Annotated in this window: 18 protein-coding genes; 13 read left to right on the top strand and 5 right to left on the bottom strand. The window is 41.3% G+C overall.

Annotation, left to right across the window (positions count from 1 at the left end; all coding sequences use genetic code 11):
- Positions 1–19: 19 nt before the first annotated feature.
- From aceK to NO991_RS07645, 4 genes are read left to right on the top strand one after another with little or no spacing between them, the layout of a single operon-like run.
- Positions 20–1,849, top strand: a complete 1,830-nt coding sequence (gene aceK / locus NO991_RS07660) for a bifunctional isocitrate dehydrogenase kinase/phosphatase (protein ID WP_300361667.1) — start codon at positions 20–22, stop codon at positions 1,847–1,849.
- A gap of 49 nt (positions 1,850–1,898) precedes the next feature.
- A complete protein-coding gene (locus NO991_RS07655; RefSeq protein ID WP_166340696.1) occupies positions 1,899–2,291 on the top strand; it encodes a hypothetical protein in 393 nt (130 codons plus the stop codon).
- A gap of 8 nt (positions 2,292–2,299) precedes the next feature.
- Positions 2,300–3,262, top strand: coding sequence for a zinc-binding dehydrogenase (locus NO991_RS07650; RefSeq protein WP_300580505.1), 963 nt, complete (start codon positions 2,300–2,302; stop codon positions 3,260–3,262).
- 53 nt (positions 3,263–3,315) lie between these two features.
- On the top strand, positions 3,316–3,576 hold the full coding sequence (locus NO991_RS07645; protein ID WP_054561248.1) for a DUF2999 family protein: 261 nt from the start codon (positions 3,316–3,318) through the stop codon (positions 3,574–3,576).
- 56 nt (positions 3,577–3,632) lie between these two features.
- Here NO991_RS07645 and NO991_RS07640 read toward each other — a convergent pair whose 3' ends face one another.
- Together NO991_RS07640 and NO991_RS07635 are read right to left on the bottom strand one after the other, a co-directional pair.
- A complete protein-coding gene (locus NO991_RS07640) occupies positions 3,633–3,839 on the bottom strand; it encodes a helix-turn-helix transcriptional regulator (protein WP_054552938.1) in 207 nt (68 codons plus the stop codon).
- Positions 3,840–4,298 (bottom strand): hypothetical protein, encoded by a 459-nt coding sequence (locus NO991_RS07635; RefSeq protein WP_054552939.1) that lies wholly within the window; start codon positions 4,296–4,298, stop codon positions 3,840–3,842.
- Positions 4,299–4,484: 186 nt separating this feature from the next.
- Here NO991_RS07635 and lepB point away from each other — a divergent pair, with 186 nt between their 5' ends.
- Positions 4,485–5,144, top strand: a complete 660-nt coding sequence (gene lepB, locus NO991_RS07630) for a signal peptidase I (RefSeq protein WP_166340699.1) — start codon at positions 4,485–4,487, stop codon at positions 5,142–5,144.
- An 82-nt stretch (positions 5,145–5,226) separates the two neighbouring features.
- Positions 5,227–6,042, top strand: a complete 816-nt coding sequence (locus NO991_RS07625; RefSeq protein ID WP_300361680.1) for a hypothetical protein — start codon at positions 5,227–5,229, stop codon at positions 6,040–6,042.
- 93 nt (positions 6,043–6,135) lie between these two features.
- Here the strand turns inward: NO991_RS07625 and metG are convergent, their stop codons facing one another.
- The gene (gene metG, locus NO991_RS07620) at positions 6,136–8,160 is read right to left on the bottom strand and encodes a methionine--tRNA ligase (protein WP_300361682.1); all 2,025 of its coding nucleotides are present in this window, start codon (positions 8,158–8,160) and stop codon (positions 6,136–6,138) included.
- Positions 8,161–8,338: 178 nt separating this feature from the next.
- Here metG and apbC point away from each other — a divergent pair, with 178 nt between their 5' ends.
- From apbC to NO991_RS07595, 5 genes are all read left to right on the top strand, one after another.
- Complete coding sequence (gene apbC / locus NO991_RS07615; protein ID WP_235377983.1) at positions 8,339–9,418, top strand: iron-sulfur cluster carrier protein ApbC; 1,080 nt, start codon at positions 8,339–8,341, stop codon at positions 9,416–9,418.
- 319 nt (positions 9,419–9,737) lie between these two features.
- Positions 9,738–12,389, top strand: a complete 2,652-nt coding sequence (locus tag NO991_RS07610) for a glycoside hydrolase family 16 protein (protein WP_371351907.1) — start codon at positions 9,738–9,740, stop codon at positions 12,387–12,389.
- A 78-nt stretch (positions 12,390–12,467) separates the two neighbouring features.
- Complete coding sequence (locus NO991_RS07605; protein ID WP_371351906.1) at positions 12,468–15,419, top strand: TonB-dependent receptor; 2,952 nt, start codon at positions 12,468–12,470, stop codon at positions 15,417–15,419.
- A 228-nt stretch (positions 15,420–15,647) separates the two neighbouring features.
- Entirely contained in the window at positions 15,648–16,235 is a 588-nt protein-coding gene (dcd, locus tag NO991_RS07600; RefSeq protein ID WP_138615771.1) for a dCTP deaminase, read from the top strand.
- A gap of 132 nt (positions 16,236–16,367) precedes the next feature.
- The gene (locus NO991_RS07595) at positions 16,368–18,863 is read left to right on the top strand and encodes an EAL domain-containing protein (RefSeq protein ID WP_371351905.1); all 2,496 of its coding nucleotides are present in this window, start codon (positions 16,368–16,370) and stop codon (positions 18,861–18,863) included.
- On the opposite strand, the gene NO991_RS07590 is transcribed toward NO991_RS07595, so the two are convergent.
- Complete coding sequence (locus NO991_RS07590) at positions 18,829–19,605, bottom strand: CLCA_X family protein (RefSeq protein ID WP_138600098.1); 777 nt, start codon at positions 19,603–19,605, stop codon at positions 18,829–18,831. The two genes, NO991_RS07595 and NO991_RS07590, sit on opposite strands and share 35 nt — an antisense overlap.
- On the bottom strand, positions 19,605–20,204 hold the full coding sequence (locus NO991_RS07585; protein WP_138600097.1) for a tRNA-uridine aminocarboxypropyltransferase: 600 nt from the start codon (positions 20,202–20,204) through the stop codon (positions 19,605–19,607). Before NO991_RS07585 ends, NO991_RS07590 begins: the two co-directional genes overlap by 1 nt.
- Before the next feature lie 121 nt (positions 20,205–20,325).
- Between NO991_RS07585 and NO991_RS07580 the strand changes: the two genes are divergently transcribed.
- Both NO991_RS07580 and NO991_RS07575 read left to right on the top strand, forming a co-directional pair.
- The gene (locus NO991_RS07580; RefSeq protein ID WP_054552950.1) at positions 20,326–20,670 is read left to right on the top strand and encodes an Hpt domain-containing protein; all 345 of its coding nucleotides are present in this window, start codon (positions 20,326–20,328) and stop codon (positions 20,668–20,670) included.
- 93 nt (positions 20,671–20,763) lie between these two features.
- Entirely contained in the window at positions 20,764–21,981 is a 1,218-nt protein-coding gene (locus tag NO991_RS07575; protein WP_138600096.1) for a pyridoxal phosphate-dependent aminotransferase, read from the top strand.
- Positions 21,982–22,002: the final 21 nt, after the last annotated feature.

The following is a 22,002-nucleotide window of genomic DNA, read 5'->3' as shown; positions in this document are numbered from 1 at the left end:
AGCATAAGCGATAAAAATAATGCCACAGCAAAGTTCACATTTGGCTGTTAAATCACACAGCGAACAGTTAAATCAGGTCGTAGCGACTAAGCTTGCCCGTGCGGTGTATGCTGGCTTTGAGGCTATGTTTGCAGAGTTTTTAAATATAACTCTCGGTGCACAAAGTCGTTTTGAACAGCGCCAGTGGCATCAAGTTCAAGGGGCTATGAAATCGCGATTGCAAGTTTACGAAGGGCAAGTAAAAAAGGTAAGCCAAGCGGTAAAAATTATTGCTTATAGCGAAGTAGACGACCCAGCGCTTTGGTTATTAGCCAAACAAATATACGCAGAAATGGTGCAAAGCCATGAAAACCAGCCTATTGCTCATACGTTTTTTAACTCAACCTTCGGTGCAATTTGGGACTCACGAAAAATCCGCAATGTGCACTTGTTTGTACTAAAAGCACGCTATCAACTGGGGCCAAGACCCTTTGATTCACTGGTTAGCCGCATTTCCCTGCAAAATGGCTTTGAAAGTGCCATCAGCAGCTTGATTAAATGCCATGTGTTTCGCTCACAATACGCTAACTTTGCTGATGATGTAGCCATGTTACAGCGCACCTTGATTGCTGGAGCGAAACAACAATGCCCACAAGTTTATGAGCTGCTAGCTCTCAACGATGGCTATATTGAATACGCTAATTCATTGTTTTTTAGAAATAAAGCCTGCTACATCATAGGCCGCTGTATTGCTAAAAACGGCGATAACATGCCATTTGCGATTGCGCTATTAAACAGTGAAAAAGGGTTGCACATTGATGCCGTGATGATGGGAGCTGATCAACTCAGCTTGTTGTTTGGCTTTGCGCGTACTTATTTTATGGTCGACACTGACCAACCCGCCCGTTACGTAGATTACCTCAGTGTTTTAATGCCCCATAAGCAACGTTTTGAGTTGTTTAATGCCATAGGCTTTATCAAACACGCGAAAACCGAGTTTTATCGTTACAAAGTTGATACCACCCGTAATAGCCCCGTTGACGATAAATACACACTTGCGCCGGGGACGCCGGGCATGGTGATGCTGGTATTTACCACCCCAGGCTCAGATTATGTCTACAAGGTAATAAAGGATAAATTTAGTGCGCCAAAAACGGCCACCAAACAACAAGTAATGGCCAAGTACGACTTTGTGAAACAAGCCGACCGAGTAGGCCGGCTAGTCGATACCCATGAATTTCGTTATTTAGCGTTTGATTTGAGCCGATTTAGTGAAGAGCTCATACAAACAATGCAACAGCAAATTGGTGACAGCCTTGTGATTTCGGGTAATGCACTTATTTTGCGTCATGTGTATGTAGAGCGCAAAATGACGCCGCTTAATTTGTATATCAACGACTGTGATGAGCGAAAACTGCAGCAAGTAATGGTTGATTACGGTAAAGCAATAAAAGAGCTTGCGGGCGCTAATATATTTCCCGGTGATATGCTGATGAAAAACTTTGGTGTAACTCGTTGGGGAAGAGTGGTGTTCTACGACTACGATGAAATTTGCCCGATGACAGAGTGCCAATTTCGAGAGCTGCCCAAAACCGAGGATTCATTAGATGAACTCAGTAGCGAAAGTTACTTTGATATCGCAGAAAATGACGTATTTCCGAGCCAGTTTAAAGTATTTTTTAGCGCCAATAAGCGAGCGTTTGATCACTTCAATGCTGCACATCAAGATATTTTCACCGCCACAATGTGGCAGCAATTACAAACAGCTATAAACGATGGGCAATTGCTTGATGTTTATCCTTATAAGCAGTCTTGGCGCTTTTCTTCGATGAGAGCTCAAATGAAAAAATCTCAATCTATAACTGTTTAATAGGAACATAGTGTTAGCGTATGCTGTTTAAAAAGCTAAGGAACGCACTATGAAAAACACACTGTTAATATCGAGTTTATTTATTTCGTCTATGGTAAGCGCCAATCCGTTATTAGGTAGCTGGCAATTTGTTGAAGGCAAATATGCAACCAATGACGGCTATGTGACGGCAAAAGCGCCAGAAATAACCTCAGTTAAACTAATTACACCCAGTCATTTTAGCTATATCACCCAAAAGCAAGGCAACTTTCATTATGCTGGTGGCGGCAAATATGTTTTGCAAGACCAGCAATTTATCGAAACTTTCTCCTATGGTAATGTACCTTCACTACTTGGTAAGACCATGGCATTTGATTACAAAATAGAAGGTGACTTGTGGCACCACACCTTGTATGAAAATGGTAAGTTAGTCGAAGCTGAGATCTGGCAACGAATTAAATAGAAGGTGATATGCGTTATATTAAGCACGATGACTCACAGTTACATTTTGCGCATACAGATAAACCAACCCTAAAAGATAACGAAGTTCTTATTGCTGTTGCAGCAATCGGCGTTAATCGCGCAGATTGTTTACAGCGACAAGGTAAATACCCGGCCCCAAAAGGTGACAGCGAAATTCTAGGGTTAGAATGCGCCGGTACCATTGTTGAGCAAGGTAGTGCAGTATCCGGTGACTGGCTTAATAAACGCGTTTTTGCCTTGTGTGCGGGCGGTGCTTACAGCGAGTATGTTGCCGTTGATGCTGCGCAAGTAATGCCGTTACCAGATGAAATGACAATGGCCCAAGGCGCTGCAATCAGCGAAGTTTATTTAACGGCTTTTTCTGCCTTATTTCAATTTGGTCTGCTCAAAGCGGGGCAAACGGCACTGATCCATGCGGGAGCTAGTGGTGTCGGTGGGGCGGCAATTCAAATGGCAAAACGCGCGGGTGCTCAAGTAGTGATCACCGCAGGTAGTGATGAAAAGTGTGAGCATGCCAAACAGCTTGGCGCAGACCACACCATTAATTATAAAACCACTGATTTTGTAGAGTACTTCAAAGCCAATAATTTACAGGCCAATACCATTGTTGATCCTGTCTCAGGACGCTATTTAAATAAAAATGCTGCCGTTGCAGCAATGGATTGCCAAATTGTGATGTTAGCCTTTTTAGATGCGCGCTTTGCTGAGGTTGACTTTGCAAGGCTGCTTAGCAAACGAATTTCCTTTCATGCATCAACTTTGCGTAACCGTTCAATTGAATTTAAACGTGATTTAAAAGAGCAGTTTATTTCGCGTTTTTATGATGACTTGGCCAACGGGTTGTTCGATTGCAATATCTATAAAACCTTAAATTGGCAAGAAGCGAATGAGGCTCACCGTATTTTAGATAACAACGAAAACTCGGGAAAAGTGGTGATGTTAGTTGAATAACATCAATTTGCCCATATTATTGGTTTTATTAGTAGTTAAAAGTAAAGGTTAATATGAACCCTATTATTGCAATGCTCAAAGAGCACAATGTAAGTGACGAGAAAGTGCGTGAGCTGTTTCAAGCGTTTATGGAAAACCCAATGATGGCAATGGGTCTGGTTCAACAGTTAGGTATTCCACCAGAAAAGCTTCAACAGTTGATGGCATTAGTGATGACACAGCCACACCTTATTAAAGAAGCAGCTGAATCAGTAGGTATCAGTGATGATGAAGTTGAGCAGGCCAAAGCGCAGTTCAAAAATCAGCAGTCATAAAATTAAATGATACGAATATAAAAAAGGTTAGCTCTTCGGCTAACCTTTTTTGTTAATTACTGATACGAAAACACGTCGTCTAGTTTTTTATCAAACAGTTGAGCAATCTTAAAAGCCACCTCGAGCGACGGTGAGTATTTACCTTTTTCAATCGCTACTATGGTTTGCCTTGAAACTCCAACAGCCTCTGCCAATGCTTGCTGAGTCATTTCATTGTGATGAAATCGAAGTTCCCGAATAGTATTACTGAGCTGTTTTGTCATCTAGCTGTCTCTTCGATATAAATACGCTTTGCTGGCAATAGTAATAATTTCACTGACTAAAAAACCAATAATAAGAAAGTGCATAATATTATATAGATCAGAGACCTCAGGTAACAGCATGCGTCCAGATACGCGCTCAATTTGCGTCGCTAAAAATACACATATTAAGATAGTTGCAGAGCAAAACCAGTGACCAAGCTTGGTGCTTTTTAGGTCAATGAGCTTATCACGCTCATCATCCCCTAAGTCTGCTTCTTTGTGTTTAATACCAGCAAGTACAGATTGCATAATTATCTCTAGGATCACCGCAACTACGGCAACCCTATACAAATAAGACACCATGGTCTCTTGGCTTAGAGCACCCGCGGCTTGTAGTGAATTAATACCTAACAGGTAATAGCTTAACAGGCCTATGGTTACCACCAAGGTGCCCCAAATTGTCATTTCTTTGTAGCTCATTTTCTTCCACCCTATGTAAAAAATATTTGACTTGGTGTTAAGTAAACTACTTATTGCTTGCTGTGTCAAATATTTTTAACATCATGTATGGTATTTTTATCATTGACGCATTTCGTTACATTTAGTTAAGAACTAATTTGTACCGCTCAGACTCCTAATGACACAAACAATAAATAAGGAACGAATATGAACTGGCTTTTAAAGGTATGGAAAAATAACCGCTCATTGATTTTATTTATCTGCTTGATGAGTGTGTTTAGAAGTGCAGTGGCTGATTGGTATGAAGTGCCAACAGGTTCTATGAATCCGACCATCGTTGAAGGGGACCGTATTTTAACGGATAAAATGGCTTATGATCTGCGTGTACCATTTAGTCATATTTCGCTAATGCGTACTGATGAGCCAAAAGCCGGCGATATTATTGTATTTGATTCTAAGGCTGCAAATAACCGTTTGATAAAGCGTGTTATTGGCGTGCCGGGCGATACAGTGACTTTAGTCGATAATAAATTGATCATTAACGGTAAAGCACTTGATTATTTATTGGCTGATGACAAGCAACAGCAGCAAACACTGATTGAAAACCTTGCCGGTGTTCAGCATGCTATTCAGGTATCAAAAACGCCTTCGGTGATGCAGCATTTTGCACCTGTCGTTATTCCAAATGATATGTATCTAGCGATGGGCGATAACCGAGACCACAGTGCAGACTCGCGAGTGATTGGGCTAGTGCCTCGCAGTGAGTTATTAGGCAAAGCTAAAAGAGTCATAGTGTCACTTGATTATGATGATTATTACTTACCTCGAAAAGAGCGACTCTTGCATGATTTGTACATAGCACCCTAGATAAAAATCGTACAAAATTGGCAATTTATAATTTTATGTTTCAATATTAACGACATAAAAATAATAAGCCAAAAGGTAAAGTATGATAAATGATAAGTTTGCGAGATTAATTCGATCTTTTTTGTTACTCGTCTTTTCGATCAGTCTGGTTGCATGTGGTTCGAGCTCAAAAAACGAATCTACAAAAGTTGATGACACTAACAGCTCAACACCGGATACAGGTGTTGAGCTTGTCGATAACAGTGGTAGTGCTGACTATAAAATTATTATTTATGGCAATAGCCATAGTGCTAGATTAGGGGATTTGCTTGAACAGCTTATTTCCAGTGAGTTAACCAACGCTCAAGTTTCAACGCTTACCGTCAGTGGTCGTTTTTTAGATGAAATAGTGAACACATCGGGCAATGTTGAAAAGCTACAGCAAGCCAATTGGAGCCATGCTATTTTTCAAGGTCAAAAGTATTCTCAGTCTGGCTCTGTTAATTATTCTACAAGTGAGGCTGAGCGATTAATTGCCAGTGCAAAAGAGCTGGAAATTACACCTATTTTGTTTCCTGAGCATCCGCAAAGAGGTGATAGCAAAGAAGGGGAGCTTGTTTATCAATTGCATTTGTCGATTAGCGAAAAAGAGGCAAGCTGTGTTGCACCAATCGGCTTAGTTTGGGACAAAGCAATCGCCGCATTACCTGAGCTTAATTTTTACAGCGCAGATGGTAATCATGCATCAAACGCAGGGCACTTACTGACCGCGATGACTTTTTATGAAGTTATAACAGGTGAGCTTGCAGATACCCTAGCTTACAATGCTGCTTTTGCGATTACCGAACAGCAACACCAGCAGTTTGGGCAAATAATTACACAAGTGCTTGCTGAATATCCTGCATGCCCCAGCTCTTAAGCTAACAACATTAATCTAAAGCATTCATTAAATACAAAAAAACCGTTGTGTCTGAAACACAACGGTTCTTTATATTAACTAGCAATTGTGTAATTACATTACACGCATGCCAGGCTCTGAGCCTTCATCAGGGTTAAGAATATAAATTTCTTTTCCGCCAGGGCCTGCTGCTAATACCATGCCTTCAGACATACCAAAACGCATCTTACGAGGCTTAAGGTTTGCTACCATTACCGTTAGCTTGCCTTCGATGTCTTCTGGTGCATACGCCGATTTAATACCTGCGAATACTTGGCGCGTTTCGCCACCTAAATCTAAAGTTAGCTTTAATAACTTATCTGCGCCTTCAACGTGTTCTGCTTTAGCAATTTTTGCTACGCGTAAATCAACTTTAGCAAAATCATCAAATTCGATTTCTGGGCTGATAGGTTCTTTTGCTAGTGGGCTGTTTGGATCAACTTTATCTTTTTCAGCAACTAGACTTTCTTTTGACTCTTCAATCATTTTGTTTACTTTATCCATTTCAACACGTTGCATTAACGGTTTGAACTTATTAATTGCGTGACCAACCAGCGCTGTTTGCGCGCCTTGCCATGTTAAACCGTCGTTTAAGAAGGCTTCAACGTTTGCAGCCATACCAGGTAGAACAGGTTTTAAGTAGGTGATAAGTACACGGAACATATTTAAACCAAGTGAGCATACATCGTGTGCTTCTTGTTGTTTTGTTTCGTCTTTAATTAACACCCATGGCGCTTTAGCGTCGATGAATTGGTTTGCTTTATCAGCAAGGGCCATGATTTCACGAATTGCACGGCTGTAATCACGGTTTTCGTAGTGATTTGCAATGCTTGCAGAAGCCGCTTGGAACTCACCTAATAGCGCTTCGTCCATTACGGTGTCGCTAAGCTTGCCGTCAAACTTCTTGGTGATGAAGCTTGCACAACGACTTGCAATATTAACCACTTTACCTACTAAGTCTGAGTTTACACGTAGTGCAAAGTCTTCAAGGTTTAAATCAAGGTCAGTAATGCCGTTGTTTAGTTTTGCTGCGTAGTAATAACGAAGATACTCAGGATCTAGGTTATCAAGGTAAGTGCGCGCCTTAACAAAAGTGCCTTTTGATTTAGACATCTTCGCGCCATTCACAGTTACAAAACCATGGGCAAATACATTTGTTGGCTTTCTGAATTTTGCGCCATCTAACATTGCAGGCCAGAATAAGCTGTGGAAATAGATGATATCTTTACCAATGAAGTGGTAAAGCTCTGCATCTGAGTCTTCGCGCCAGAATGCATCAAAATCAATCCCTTTTTTATCACACAGGTTTTTAAAGCTTGCCATGTAGCCGATTGGTGCATCGAGCCACACGTAGAAATATTTACCCGGTGCACCTGGGATTTCAAAACCAAAGTAAGGTGCGTCACGGCTGATATCCCACTGCTGTAGGCCATCTGCAAACCATTCATCAAGCTTGTTCGCCATTTCTTGTTGAATCGTGCCTGAGTGTAACCACTCTTTAAGCATGTCTTCAAAAGCAGGTAGGTCGAAGAAGTAATGCTCAGAATCTTTTAAAATTGGCTCAGCACCCGACATTACAGAGCGTGGGTTAATAAGCTCAGTTGGGCTGTAAGTTGCACCACAAGAATCACAGCTGTCACCGTTTTGATCTTCTGACTTACACGTTGGGCAAGTACCTGTTACAAAACGATCTGGTAAGAAGATACCTTTCTCTGGGTCGAAAAGTTGAGAAATAGTATGCTTTTTAATGTGACCTGCTTCATTTAAACGGTTGTAGATTAACTCGCTGAAATGACGGTTTTCTTCACTGTGCGTGCTGTGATAATTATCAAACTCAATGTTGAAATCAGCAAAGTCACGTTGACGTTCAACACTCACGTTTTTAACCATCTCTTCTGGCGTGATCCCTTGCTTTTGCGCATTCAGCATAATTGGTGTGCCGTGAGCATCATCCGCGCAAACGTAATAGGTTTCATGACCTTGTTGTTTTTGGAAACGCGCCCAAATATCAGTTTGGATATATTCTAGTAAATGACCTAAGTGAGTCGGGCCATTGGCATAAGGTAATGCGCTAGTAATCAGGATCTTTCGCTGTGCCATAATCATTCCGAATTGAGATTAGTTCGATGCAAATATGCTCGAATATCATTATTTAATTCATTGTGAGTTGCTCATATGCAACCTAAAGCAATGATATTATCTAATTGTCTGGTTTTAATGCCTTGAATGTTACATAATTCCGCAGCACTTTTCATCAAAGAAACGCTAATTTATTGCTATGTTTGGACTGTCAAAACTATTCTCAAGTAAATCGGCTGAAAAAGCACCTATCATTGCTGCCTTAGCCGCTTATCGTAGTAGCGCATTTGCCATTGGTATTGAGCAAGATTGGCTCGAAGAGCTTAAACAAAACAGCGATAAAAGCTGGCAAGTCAAATTAAACCTCCCTTTTGCAGGCTTGGGCGAAATCAACGACATTGAAAAATTTGTCGCCGATAAACTATCAGTGCCTGTGTCAATTAGCGCTAAAGTGAAATTACCAAGCACATATAGTTTTAAGCAAATCAAACATATTGTGCTCGTTGCTTCAGGAAAGGGGGGCGTTGGAAAGTCAACTACAGCGGTGAATCTTGCCTCAGCTTTAGAGCAAGAAGGTGCCAAAGTGGGTATTCTCGATGCCGACATTTATGGCCCGTCTATTCCACTGCTTCTGGGCCTACAAGGGGCTGAGCCGAAAACAGCCGATAATAAAAACTTACTTCCTTTTGAGGCGCATAACCTCAAAGCGCAATCGATTGGCTTTTTAGTACCAAGCGATGATGCAACCGTTTGGCGCGGACCAATGGCATCAGGTGCACTTAATCAATTAATGAACGAGACCGCTTGGGGAGAGCTTGATTATCTCATCGTTGATATGCCTCCAGGCACGGGTGATATTCAATTAACCATGAGCCAAAAAGTGCCAGCCAGTGGTGCGGTGATCATCACCACGCCTCAAGATTTAGCCCTAGCCGATGCACAAAAGGGCATTGCCATGTTCAATAAAGTGAACGTGCCTGTGCTTGGCTTAATTGAAAACATGAGCTACTTCTTATGTGGTCATTGTGGTGAGCCTAATCATGTATTTGGTAAAGATGGTGCCGTAAAATTAGCACATCGTCATGGTGTGCCTGTGCTGGCAAATATTCCACTGGCCATTGAAATTCGTGAAAGCTCGGAGCAGGGCGATTTAATTGCCAAAGACAACGCGGCTCAAATAAGCGAAACCTACAAAACCGCTGCCCGTGTGCTTGCCAGTAGCTTGTATTATCAACAGGCGCACACAAGCGCAGTTGAAATAGTCATTACTGAAGATTGATTGTTGCAAAGATTTTGTTAATCGATTTTTCTTATTAACAAAATCTTGGGTGGTTCTTTATCATTAACTTTGCTCTTAAACCCCTCTTTTAGCCGTATATAGCCTACATTTTCGTCAAATATGTCTAAAAACAAAATCGCCACAAATGTTAATATTTTATTGACGTTTTAATAACCTTGTCATAGTCTAATGAAAGCGCTTACATTTACGGGGCTTTTTATTTGTCTTTAAATGTAAGCGCTTACAATTGACTGGTTAGAATAATATTCATATAAATCAGTTGAGTACTAACAAACACATAATGTTAGGGTTCAATGCAATGAACAGATTCAAAACACACTTAACACAACTTACAATGGCGCTTTCAGTAGCGACATTAGCTGGCTGCGGCGGCTCTGCCACAGATACGAAAATTGATACTGTCAACCCAACTGAGCCTGTTTCAGACTGGGTGATGGTTTGGGAAGATAATTTTGATGGCGATGCTATCGATGACAAAAAATGGAGTTTCGAAATAAACTGTGTGGGTGGCGGTAATAACGAAAAACAATGTTATACCGACAGTGAAGAAAACGCCTTTATTGCAGACGGTATTCTTAATATCGTTGCATTGCCTGCAGAAGACGGTGCTGATAAGCCTTATACCTCTGCGCGTATTAATACTCGTTACAAAGCTGATTTTAAATATGGTCGCTTTGAAGTACGAGCAAAGCTGCCTAGTGGGCAAGGTTCTTGGCCTGCGTTTTGGATGATGCCTACCGATGAAGTTTATGGTGGATGGCCTCGTTCAGGAGAAATCGACATTGTTGAGTCGGTTAATTTAAAAGTACCAACCGATGACGGTGTAGAGTCAAATATCTACGGCACGTTACATTACGGCCAAGAGTGGCCAAATAATGATAGCAGTGGTAAAGCGTATACCTTTTCGCAAGATTCTAATCCTGCTGATGATTTTCATACTTATGCTATTGAATGGCAAGAAGGTGAAATTCGTTGGTACGTAGATGACTATTTATATGCAACACAGCGCCAATCAGAGTTACTTTACAATGCAAATGGTGAAGCTTTAGCTCTTAAACATAAGGGTTGGTACACAGAGTACTTTGATCAAATAACCGGAGAGTTAACGACTTTTTGGGATGCATCTCCTTACGATCAAGAGTTTTATTTAATCTTAAACTTTGCGGTAGGTGGTGATTGGCCTGAAAACGTTAATGCAACCGGTATTGATGCAACTGCATTCGAAAATGGTCAAACTTTTGAAGTGGACTATGTTCGTGTTTATGAGTGTGCGCAAGACCCTGACACAGGTAAAGGTTGTGAAACCGTGCGCCCGGGTTACGACAACTTAGAAGATGCACTTGTGCAAGGCAAAGCTCCGGCTCCAACACCACCAAGTGATGGCACTGTTACGCCGCTGACTATTTTTGATAGCAGCTTTAACCCTAACTGGCCGGCATGGGACTGTTGTGGTGGCACAACGCCTGGGTTAGTTGAAGATGCCGACCGTGGTAATGTAGTTGAATTTAGTGTGGGTGCAGAGCCTACGGTAAATGGTTTTATTAGCCGTGATGCTTTTATTACCGATGAAAACGGTGAAGCCACTCCTTATGACGCAAGCGCTATGCTAGAAGACGGTTATGTGCGTTTTGATATGCAAGTGACTTCATTACTTTCTACTCCAGATGCACCTTGGCTTTTCAAAATTGAAAGTGATGAAGGTGCGACAGCCGTTGAGCTAAACCTGAGTGCTAGCACTGAAGGTGTTAGCCCTGTAGCTGGTAAGTGGCAAACTTATACCTTCCCACTGCAAACATTAGCTGATGCGGGTTTAAATGTATCGCTGATTGATGTGATCATGATTTTCCCAGCGTGGGGTCAAGGTGAAGGTGCAGTATACCGTGTTGATAATGTTGAAATTACCAATGGCGGCACAACAACATTGCCTTCATTAACCTTATTCACCGATGAAACGAATCTTGATTGGCCGCTGTGGGATTGTTGTGGTGGTTCAACACCTGTTGAAGTAGTCGACGACGAAGAACATGGTGTGACTGCTGAATTCTCGATTGGTGCAACACCTACCGTAATGGGCTTTATTAACCGTACTTCATCAGGTGGTAGTGGTACGCAGTTTGATGCATCAGCACTGGTTGATGATGGCATGTTGCAATTTGAGATGAAGATCACCTCTTTATCATCAACGCCAGATGCGCCTTGGCTGTTAAAAGTTGAGTCAAATGAAGGTGCAACAGCGGTTGAAGTTAACCTAAACACAAGCACAGAAGGCGCTGACCCTGTAGCGGGTGAATGGCAAACCTATACATTCCCGATCAGTACTTTATTAAACGCAGGTTTAGATGTAAGTGCGATTGATGTCATCATGATTTTCCCTGCATGGGGTCAAGGTGACGGTGCTGTTTACCGTGTTGACAATGCTCGGATCTATGCACCAGAGCAAGAATCTACAGCATCAGAGCTAGCGCTATTTGCCGAAAACGTGGCAGATCTGTGGAGCATTTGGGATTGTTGTGCAGGGAGTACACCAACAGTCGAAACGGATGACGAAACCCATGGCTCAGTGGCAGAATTTCAAATTGGTTCTACCGCTACGGTAATGGGGTTCTTAGCTGATGATGGCGTGAGCTTTGATGCATCTCATTTATTATCTGAAGGTGTGGTTCGTTTTGAAATGAAGATCGTTTCAAACGCCAGCAACCAAGATGCTCAGTGGTTATTCAAAATTGAATCAAACGATGCAGGTCAAGCTGTGGAGCTTGCGTTAAGTGCAAGCCAAGAAGGTGTCGAGCCAGTTGTGGGTGAGTGGCAAACCTATACGTTTACACTTGCTGACTTACTCAGTGCAGGTCTTGATATTAGTGCAATCGACGTTGTCATGGTGTTCCCGTCATGGGGGATGGGTGAAGGTGCGGTTTACCGTATTGATAATGCAGTAATTGCAAACCCGTAATTAACATTGGCAACAAGTGATGGGTGCTGAATATGGCACCCAGTATCCATGACAACATATTGCAAAAGCAGGTAAATCATGAAAAGCACAAAATTTATTAAAACACCTCTTGCAGCGTCAGTTGCGATGATCTTAACTGCAGGGCTGGGCACTATGTCTGCTTATGCACAAGATGAACAAGAGAAAGCTGATAACGATATTGAAGTTATCGAAATTAAAGGTATTCGTGGCAGTATGATCCGCGCCATGGATATGAAACGTGATGCAACAGGTGTTGTAGATGCGATTTCAGCAGAAGAGATGGGTAAATTCCCAGATACTAACTTAGCTGAATCATTACAACGTATTACCGGTGTATCAGTGAGTCGTTCTAACGGCGAAGGTAGCGAAATTACGGTACGTGGTTTTGGTCCTGAGTTTAACCTCGTAATGCTGAATGGCCGTCAAATGCCAGGTACGGGTTACACCCGTTCTTACGCCCTTGAGAATATTGCCGCTGACGGTGTCAGTGCACTTGAAGTAGCGAAATCAGGGCAAGCAGATGTACCAAGTGGTGGTCTAGGTGCTACGGTAAATATTATTACTACGCGCCCATTAAATAGCCCTGGCGAGAAATTTAGCTCGTCTATTAAGGCTATTCACGATTCATCTAATGAGGCCGGTGATGATGTAACCCCAGAGTTTTCTGCAATGTACAGCAATACTTATGTTGATGATACATTTGGTTTTGCGGCATCATTCTCACATCAAGAACGTGATTTTCAACAGCAAAACGCCAATATTCAAGGTTGGCAAGCCAATGTTGATTTACCGACCCTTGATGAAGCTGACTACATTGACCCACGTGCAGTCGATAGCGAAGGCAACCGTGTCGGTAATCATTTCTTTCCGAAAGACATGAACTACAGCATTGCTGATGTTGAACGTGAGCGCACTAATGGCCAAGTAACTTTACAGTACTCGCCAATTGAAAGCTTCACTGCAACGGTTGATTACACGGCGAGTCGTGCAATCACCGGTGTGAATACCGTGGGTTGGGGTATTTGGAATGAGTTTGGCAGTAACATTAACAGCTATGAGCTTGATGAAAATGGTACAGCGATTTATGCCGATATCAGTGGTAATGATGGTTCATTTACAGCAAGCCGTGGCACTACTGAAGTTAAAGCACGTTCAATTGGTTTAAACCTAGAGTGGCAAATTAACGACCAGTGGGAAGTTGAGTTCGATTATCATGATTCGAAAAACGAAACAGATAACGGCGCAGATGATGGCTTAGGTTCTGATGGTCAAATCATTCTTGGCTCAGATCAGTTACAGAGCAAAGTATATGATTATCGCACTGGTGAAGTTCCGCATGCCTACGTTAATTGGAACAATGGCTCAACAGTGCTTGATCCAAGTGAGATTGATTCAAACTTCAGTCAGTTTATTTATTCGCCTGGTGAGTCTAATGTTGAGCAAGCTCAGCTTCATGCAACCTGGTTTAATGAAAGCTTTGAAATTCCACTTGTTAAAGTGAAATTCGGTGCTGCCAATACTAAGCAAACTATGGGCGGTTTTACTGCATGGAGTGGCTTACGTGGCGGCCCTGGTTTTAACCCATCATTCACCGAAATCTTCCCTGATGGCATGTTCACTTATAATGATACAGGCGACATGCTAGATCAATTCTCTGGTGGTGGTAGTGCCCTTGAACCAAATTACTATTACACCTATAGCTTTGAAGAAGCGTTAGCGCGTCAACTTGACTTTTTAAACGAAGATTTATTGGGCGATAATCAGTACTCAATAGACCCATTCTTTGATGGTATCGACAGTGAAAGCTACGTAGAAGAGAAGACACAAAGCTTCTATGTGAACAGCTTATGGGAGTTTGAATTATCTGATTACTTCGTACAGATTAACGCAGGTCTTCGTTATGAAGAAACAGATGTGACCAGTACGGTTCGTCAACGTGTTGAAAGCCAAGTTAACTGGGTGAGTGCATCTGAGTGGATCATGCAGTACGAAACTGGCGGTACAGATAACTTTTATCAAGAAGAAGGTAATTATGATATCTGGTTACCAAATATCGACGTAAAAGTTGAAATTACAGACGAGCTTGTTGGTCGTGTTTCATGGGGTAAAACCATGGCACGTGCGCCGCTGGGTAATTTGGCTGGTGGCCGTAGCTTAACGGGTAGCCCGAAACCAGGTTCGCGTACAGGTAGCCAAGGTAATACTGATCTGTTGCCATTTGAATCAACTAACCTCGATTTATCACTTGAGTACTACTACGGCGAAGGTAGCTATGCTTCGGTTGGTTACTTCAAAAAAGACGTAGATAACTTTATTCAAACGCAAATCACTGAAACAACCATTGATGGTTTATACGATATCTTAAATGGTCCTCGTTACCTTGAAGCTGTGGCATCTGTAGAAGCTCGTGGTGAGCAAGCTACAAGTGACGCTGTGTTCAATGAAATGCTGGCATTAGGTTATGGTAATGCGGATGGTGCTATTGAACCAACGAGTTCTGATCCACTGATGGTATGGAATATTTCTCAACCACAAAACACGGATAGTAAATCAGTTGATGGCTTTGAACTAGCTGTTCAACACTTATTTGGTGAAAGCGGCTTTGGTTTAGGGGTTAATGCTACGTTTGTTGATGGTGATGTTGAATTTGATGTAGCAAGTTTGACTCAACAAGCTCCTTTATCTGGCTTAAGTGACTCAGCTAACTTCCAAGCTTTTTACGATAAAGATGGTTTATCTGTGAAAGTGACTTACGCATGGCGTGACTCTTACTTAATTGGTGTTGGTCAAGCACAAGGCTCATCTGATGCGCCGCCACAATTTGGCGATACATATGGTCAGTGGGACTTGAGTGTTAACTACGACATTAACGAAAACATGACTGTTTTCTTTGAAGGTATAAACCTTAACAACGAAACTGAGCGTGGCTATGGCCGTTACGAAGAGCAGTTCTTATTTGCTCGTCAATATGGACCACGTTACACAATCGGTGCCCGTTATAGCTTTTAATATGTGATCTCAAAAGGAACAAAAGCCGCTCGTTGAGCGGCTTTTTATTATCTATTTTAATTAATTAATAATTATTGAAGCAACGCACAGTTGATTTGTGTAATATATGCCTCACTAAGTCCACTATAATTAGCTTTTCGTAGACGCAAAAGGTTTGTGTTTTTTGTTAAAGTTATCGTTTTTTCCAACTTTAAATCAAATGTTTAAGTTGTTTAGGTAGAATAATAAATGAGATTATCAGATACCCATATTCAGCAATATATTGACGAAGGCCGCATTGTTATAGAGCCAGCACCAAGTAATGAAATGATCTCGGGTGTCACGGTTGACCTGCGTTTGGGCAATAAGTTTCGTGTTTTCCAAGATCATACTGCTGCGTATGTTGATTTAAGTGGCCCTAAAGATCAGCTTAATAAGGCAATGGAATCAATCATGAGTGATGAAATTGTGCTTGATGAAGAAGAAGCTTTTTTCCTTCATCCAGGTGAATTAGCATTGGCTATTACTCATGAAAAAGTTACTTTACCAGCAGATATTGTTGGTTGGTTAGATGGTCGCTCGTCGTTAGCACGCCTTGGTTTGATGGTACATGTAACAGCGCATCGTATTGATCCAGGTTGGTCGGGTAATATCGTTTTAGAGTTTTATAACTCAGGCAAGCTGCCACTTGCGCTTCGTCCAATGATGAAAATTGGTGCCATGAGTTTTGAAACCATGACAAGCCCAGCACAGAACCCTTATAACACGCGTAAAGATGCTAAATATAAAGATCAAAATACGGCAGTAGCAAGCCGCATTAGTGACGATAATAAATAATCCTTCAACATGTGGTCTTTGGACCACATATCATTATTTGTTAAACTTTTTACTTATTTGCATTCTCATAAATTGGCAATTTAAGCGTATTCATCCCATACTTTTAGCTGGTGTTTAAAGCACGGAGCTAAAATGCACTTTATTGGCAAGCTGATCCATCAGGTTATAAAAAATTTGCTCGTTTTACTGGGCTGCGTATTGCTTCATAGTGCCAGTATTAATGCTGCAAGCAATAACTTACCGGTATGGGTACTTGATTCAGAACAGCCTTTAGCCAAACTTAGTCAGACCCTCGAAGTATCACTGCAAAATGCTGAGCCTTTAAATGCTTTAGAAAACAATACGGTTCGCCTCGCAGCACAAACCTCCTATTGGTTAATTATCGATTTACAGCAATTGCCTGAAAATAAAAACTATGTTGTTTATCTTAGTGAGCCTAACTTAACGTGGGCAAAGTTTTATCTGTTAGATGAAAATTATCAGTCCACCAATGATCAGCGGCTTGCTTCTCTAGAAAGTTTATCGAATGTGCGACCTCATTGGTTAATAGAGCACAGCCAAGGAGCTCGCTGGGCGCTAGTTAACTTCGTGCACAAAAGATCGCTAACATTAGAACTAGGTGTCGAAACAGCAAAAAGTTTTGAAGTTGACTTACATCAAACTATTTTGAGTTACGGTGCGATTTTAGGGGGGCTGATTTTGTGTATGTTTGTTTGTGGTGTTTACTTTTTTGTATCCCAGCGAACAAAATACTTAGTCCTAAATGCCTATTTTATATTGGTCACCATTGGGTTTTTAATCGATAACGGATTAATAAATTATCTAATTGGTGGTTTTAATTGGGAATCTAAATGGCCTGTTAATGAGTTCGCATTATGTTTTGTGAGCTATTTTTTATATCATTTTTTAGCGATCCATACCTATACAGCAAAGTTTAAAAAGGCCTGGCAAGCAATGATGCTGTGTTTATTCAGTGCAGCTTTATTGTCATCACTATTGCCTCATTTTAATCGTCAGTGGTTATTTATAGTCAGCTGTTTGGGCTTTTTGTGCTTTGCCTCTGTAATATTTTATAGTTTGATTAAGCGTAAGGGTAATCGTACTCATCTGCGTATTTTTATGCTTCTAATTATTGTTATTCAGGCGTTAAGTCTGTTTTTATGGAATGGATTTGGTATTGGCTACCATGGAATTCATAACACCATTTTATTGCTCACATCATTGGCGATCTGCTCCGTACTGTTATTAAAAGACCGTCAGCAAATTTCAGCATTTAGTTATTCGATGCTGCACGATGCGGATACGAAGCTACCAAATAAACAATTTTTACTCGCGCAAATGATGAAAAAAGTGTCGCAAAAGCAACATTTTTCAGTTTTATTATTTAAACCTCATGTACTCTCAAATGCACGTTCTACCTTTGGGTTTGAGCAAGCTAATATTTGTATCAATGAAAAACTAAGTATATTAAACATTCAGATGCAGACCATGAATACATTAAAGTTGGAAGTTCAAGCCACCAGAAGCACATGGCTTGCTCATATTGACGATAGTACATTTGGGTGTTTGATCTTGGGCGAACTAGAATTAAGCCATATTGAGCAATTTGCCTGCATGATCCATGGTGTGTTTGAAGAGGGCCTTACTCATGAAGAAATTAACTTAGTCGACCGTGTTGATATTGGTGTTGCTTATTACCCGATGCATGGCAATACCGCGAAACAAATATTGCAATGTGCAATACAAGCAATGACTGAAAAGCGCCTACAAGGTGAACGTTGGCGTATGTTCGACTCAGAAAGTGCGCGGCTTTCTGAACAAAGGTTATCCATTGCGGCAGCGCTTAAAATTGCGATTGATGAAAATCAGCTAAGTTTGCACTTTCAACCGCAGATATGTTTGAAAACGGGCAAAGTAGTTGGCTGTGAAGCATTACTGCGCTGGACACATCCAATTTTTGGTATTGTTAGTCCTGAGATATTTATTCCAATTGCAGAGTCAGCAGGGGTGATCAATCAGCTAACAGAGTGGGTCGTTGAAAAGGGGGTTGAATGGCAAGCGAAGTTTTGCAAACTGATACCCGATCATGTTATTTCCATCAATATTTCTGCAAAGGATTTATTAAATAAAAATTTACCTGTGCTGCTAATTACCATTTTAAATGAGCAAAATGTGGCGGCTGAATCAGTGATGTTAGAGCTCACTGAATCAGCGACCTTAGAAGAAAGTAAAAAAATTAAAGCCATGCTTGATGATTACCGTTTAATAGGTCTAAAACTCGCTATTGATGATTTCGGTACAGGCTACTCATCACTTGCCTATTTAAGCCAACTTGGTTTTGATGAAGTCAAAATAGATAAACAATTTGTGTTAAATCTGCCGTTTTCGGTTAATGATCAAAGTATCTGTAAGGCAACCTGTGATATCGCCACTACTTTAGGTGCACATGTTGTTGCTGAGGGTATTGAAGATGAGCAAAGCCTCGCTATGTTACAAAGCTATGGTTGCCAGTTTGGACAGGGATATTATTTTTCAAAACCCCTTGCTGCAGATGATTATTTAGACTGGATAAGCGAGGTAAAAAAACTTGACCTTAATCTTGATGCAACAGCGAACCTAGCTGATTAAAATATTTAAGCAAGGCTTCAAAACAATTCATCGTATGCTGCTCATCCGGGTAGATTAAGCCACTTTTCGATAAGCCACTCACTAAAAAGCTATTTTTGATGTTAGGGTGGACGCTAATACACTTTTCAAAACAGCGGGCAGCTAGTTCCTCAGGCATACTCATATAAAGTTGCTTTACTTGCTTATCAAAAGCGATAGATTGTTTTACGAATTCATTTGGATTTTTACCAGAGTTATCTAAAAATACCTGATGATAAAACTCATTTAAGCGTTGATTAAGTGGATGACTCAAGTCTGGTGACTGTTCGAGCCACAGCGCCGAACAGAATTGCATGCTCTTTCTGCCGCTAAATAAGTGCTGACAAATATGATGGTCAAAAGCATGAAACCATTCATGGGCGAGTGCGCCACCACCTGCATTTTTAGCCAGCGCAAGGGTTTGGCTGTGAGCATTATAATGAGCCTGCACACCTTTTTGTCCGCCATGACCAAAAGCAAAATTGAGTTTCCCTCTAAGGCCAATTGCCGTTGGCGGTAAAGTCAGTATTTGCGCAAGATCGGCTAAAGCATCGTAAATTAAATTCGCCGCTAATAGCCGTTCTTGCTTATTAACCCAATTACCAACCACCATAGTGCGAAAACCAAAGGTGTCGCGAATATCGTCAAAATCGACCTGATCATCAAAGCGATAATCGGGTCCCTTACGATGAAAACCTGCGCTTAGTCGTTTTGATACACGCATTATAGATAGCGTGCCTTAACATCATCCGGCATATGCTGAGTTTGCTTATCGACCAGTGCTGCTAATAATCTGTATAGTGGTGTTACATCAATGCCTTCAATTAATTTAAGGCTATGAGCTACAGCTTCTAAAGTTGATAAACTATCTGCTCGAGGTGCTTTACGGATGACGTATTTGTTTTGTGGTATGTGCTTAAAACTCACCGTTTGAAATGCACGGAGGCTAGGGGTTAATTGCAGCATTTTGTAGGCTTTTTTCCATGTACCATCAATTACGATTAAATGATTTAAAGACTGTTTGAAAGCATCTGTAGTGGCAGTGTGCTCATCTAGACTTAAGGCATCCTCAGTAGGGTAAAGAACCGCTGTTGTTGCTTTTGGCAATGTTGCAAGCTGTAAAAAGTCTTGCTCTGACTCACCAGCGATGATCTGGCAATTTTCTAAACCTAAATTCAGTAAATTGGCCGTATTTTTAGTGACTTTTTCCTCACTTGGGTGGCGTAATATAATGATTTTTAGTTTATTATTGATTATGCTTATTGAATCACATAAACAGGTTTTAATTGAAAAGCCACAATGTGAGCATAATTCTCTAGCCATAGATACTCTTGTATACATTTGAAGTCTCTTTAGTATACATGAGCTAGAGCTGTAATTTTGCATTTTTAAAGCAGACAGCTAAAATTGCGATTTAAATATTTGGTTTTATTAAGGGATAAAGATGACGACTATCACTATCGATGAAAGTGCGCTTGAAGGAATGGAGTCGCTACTGGGTGATCAATTTGCTGACACGCTTTCTTTTTGTTGTAGCGAGTTTCAAAGGTTAGGCTCTGAGGTGCACGCTAATCTTGGTTCAGACAACGAAGCTGCAGCGCGTCATGCTCATAGCTTAAAATCAAATGCCGCCCAATTTGGAGCCCAAAGTCTATCTGAGCTCGCTCAATCAATTGAGCATGCACTCAATGAAGGGAATGCTGATATAGCACAGCAAAACAGTGCAAGTATCGATCAGCAAGTTTCTGGCTCTGTAGAAAAATTACAAGCTTGGTTCGCTACTCGCTAAAAACTTGAATTTATTTCAGTTATAACCGCAAAAATCCTCTGGCGTGGTGGCCCCTTACTAGGTTAGTCTTAAGGCTAATTAGTAGAGGTAACCATGTCACAAATCAAAAAGAGTCACAAACTAGACGGTGTCTGTTATGACATACGTGGGCCTGTGCTTGCACAAGCTCGAAAAATGGAAGACGAAGGGCAAAAAGTATTAAAGCTAAATATTGGTAATCCAGCTGCCTTTGGCTTTGATATGCCTGAAGATATGCACAAAGATATCATTCGTAACTTATATTCAGCCCAAGGCTACTGTGACTCTAAAGGCCTCTACTCAGCCCGTGTGGCAGTCTATCAGCACTATCAGCAACGCGGCTTATATAACCTTGATGTCGATAATATTTATATCGGCAATGGGGTCAGCGAACTCATTCAAATGACCACGCAAGCACTACTTGATAATGACGATGAAGTGCTTATTCCTGCACCGGATTATCCGCTATGGACAGCTTCGGTTAAATTAGCAGGGGGTAACCCTGTGCATTATCTTTGTGATGAAGAACAAGATTGGTTTCCTGATATTGCTGATATTAAATCGAAGATCACCTCAAAGACCAAAGCATTGGTGCTTATTAACCCAAATAACCCAACCGGTGCGGTATATAGCGATGATCTGTTGATGGAACTGATCAACATTGCTCGCGAGCATAAATTATTGTTATTGAGCGATGAAATTTACGAGAAAATCTTGTACGACGGTGTCAGCCACAGCTCAATTGGCGCACTGTGTGATGATGTACCAATTATCACCTTTAATGGCCTAGCAAAAACGTACCGCGCTGCGGGATTGCGAATGGGCTGGATGGTGCTAAGCGGTCGCACTAGCATGATGGACGACTTGAGTCGTGGCCTAGATATGCTGGCATCCATGCGCTTATGTGCCAATGTACCAGCACAATATGCTATTCAACAAGCTTTAGGTGGTGTGCAGTCAATCGATAACCTGATAAACCCAGGTGGTCGGCTTTATGTTCAGCGTGATATTGCATGGCGTGGTTTAAATGCCATTGATGGTATTAGCTGTAAAAAGCCTAAAGGGGCGCTTTACGCATTTGCGAAAGTAGATACCGCGCACTTTAATATTAAAGATGATGAGCGCATGATTTTAGATTTACTCAAAGCGGAGAAAATCTTATTAGTGCATGGCCGTGCATTTAATTGGCCAGATCCTGATCATTTCAGATTGGTGTTTTTACCAAACAAAGATGATTTAACAGAAGCCATGAGTAAGATGCAGCGATTTTTCGCTGATTATCGACAAAGCTAAAAAAAGCGAGCCGAGGCTCGC

Origin of the sequence: Pseudoalteromonas sp. DY56-GL22 (assembly GCF_041414715.1) — a bacterium.
Lineage (GTDB): Bacteria > Pseudomonadota > Gammaproteobacteria > Enterobacterales > Alteromonadaceae > Pseudoalteromonas > Pseudoalteromonas simplex.
Note: the sequence above shows the minus strand (reverse complement) of the source record. Positions and strands in the feature narration are given on the sequence as shown.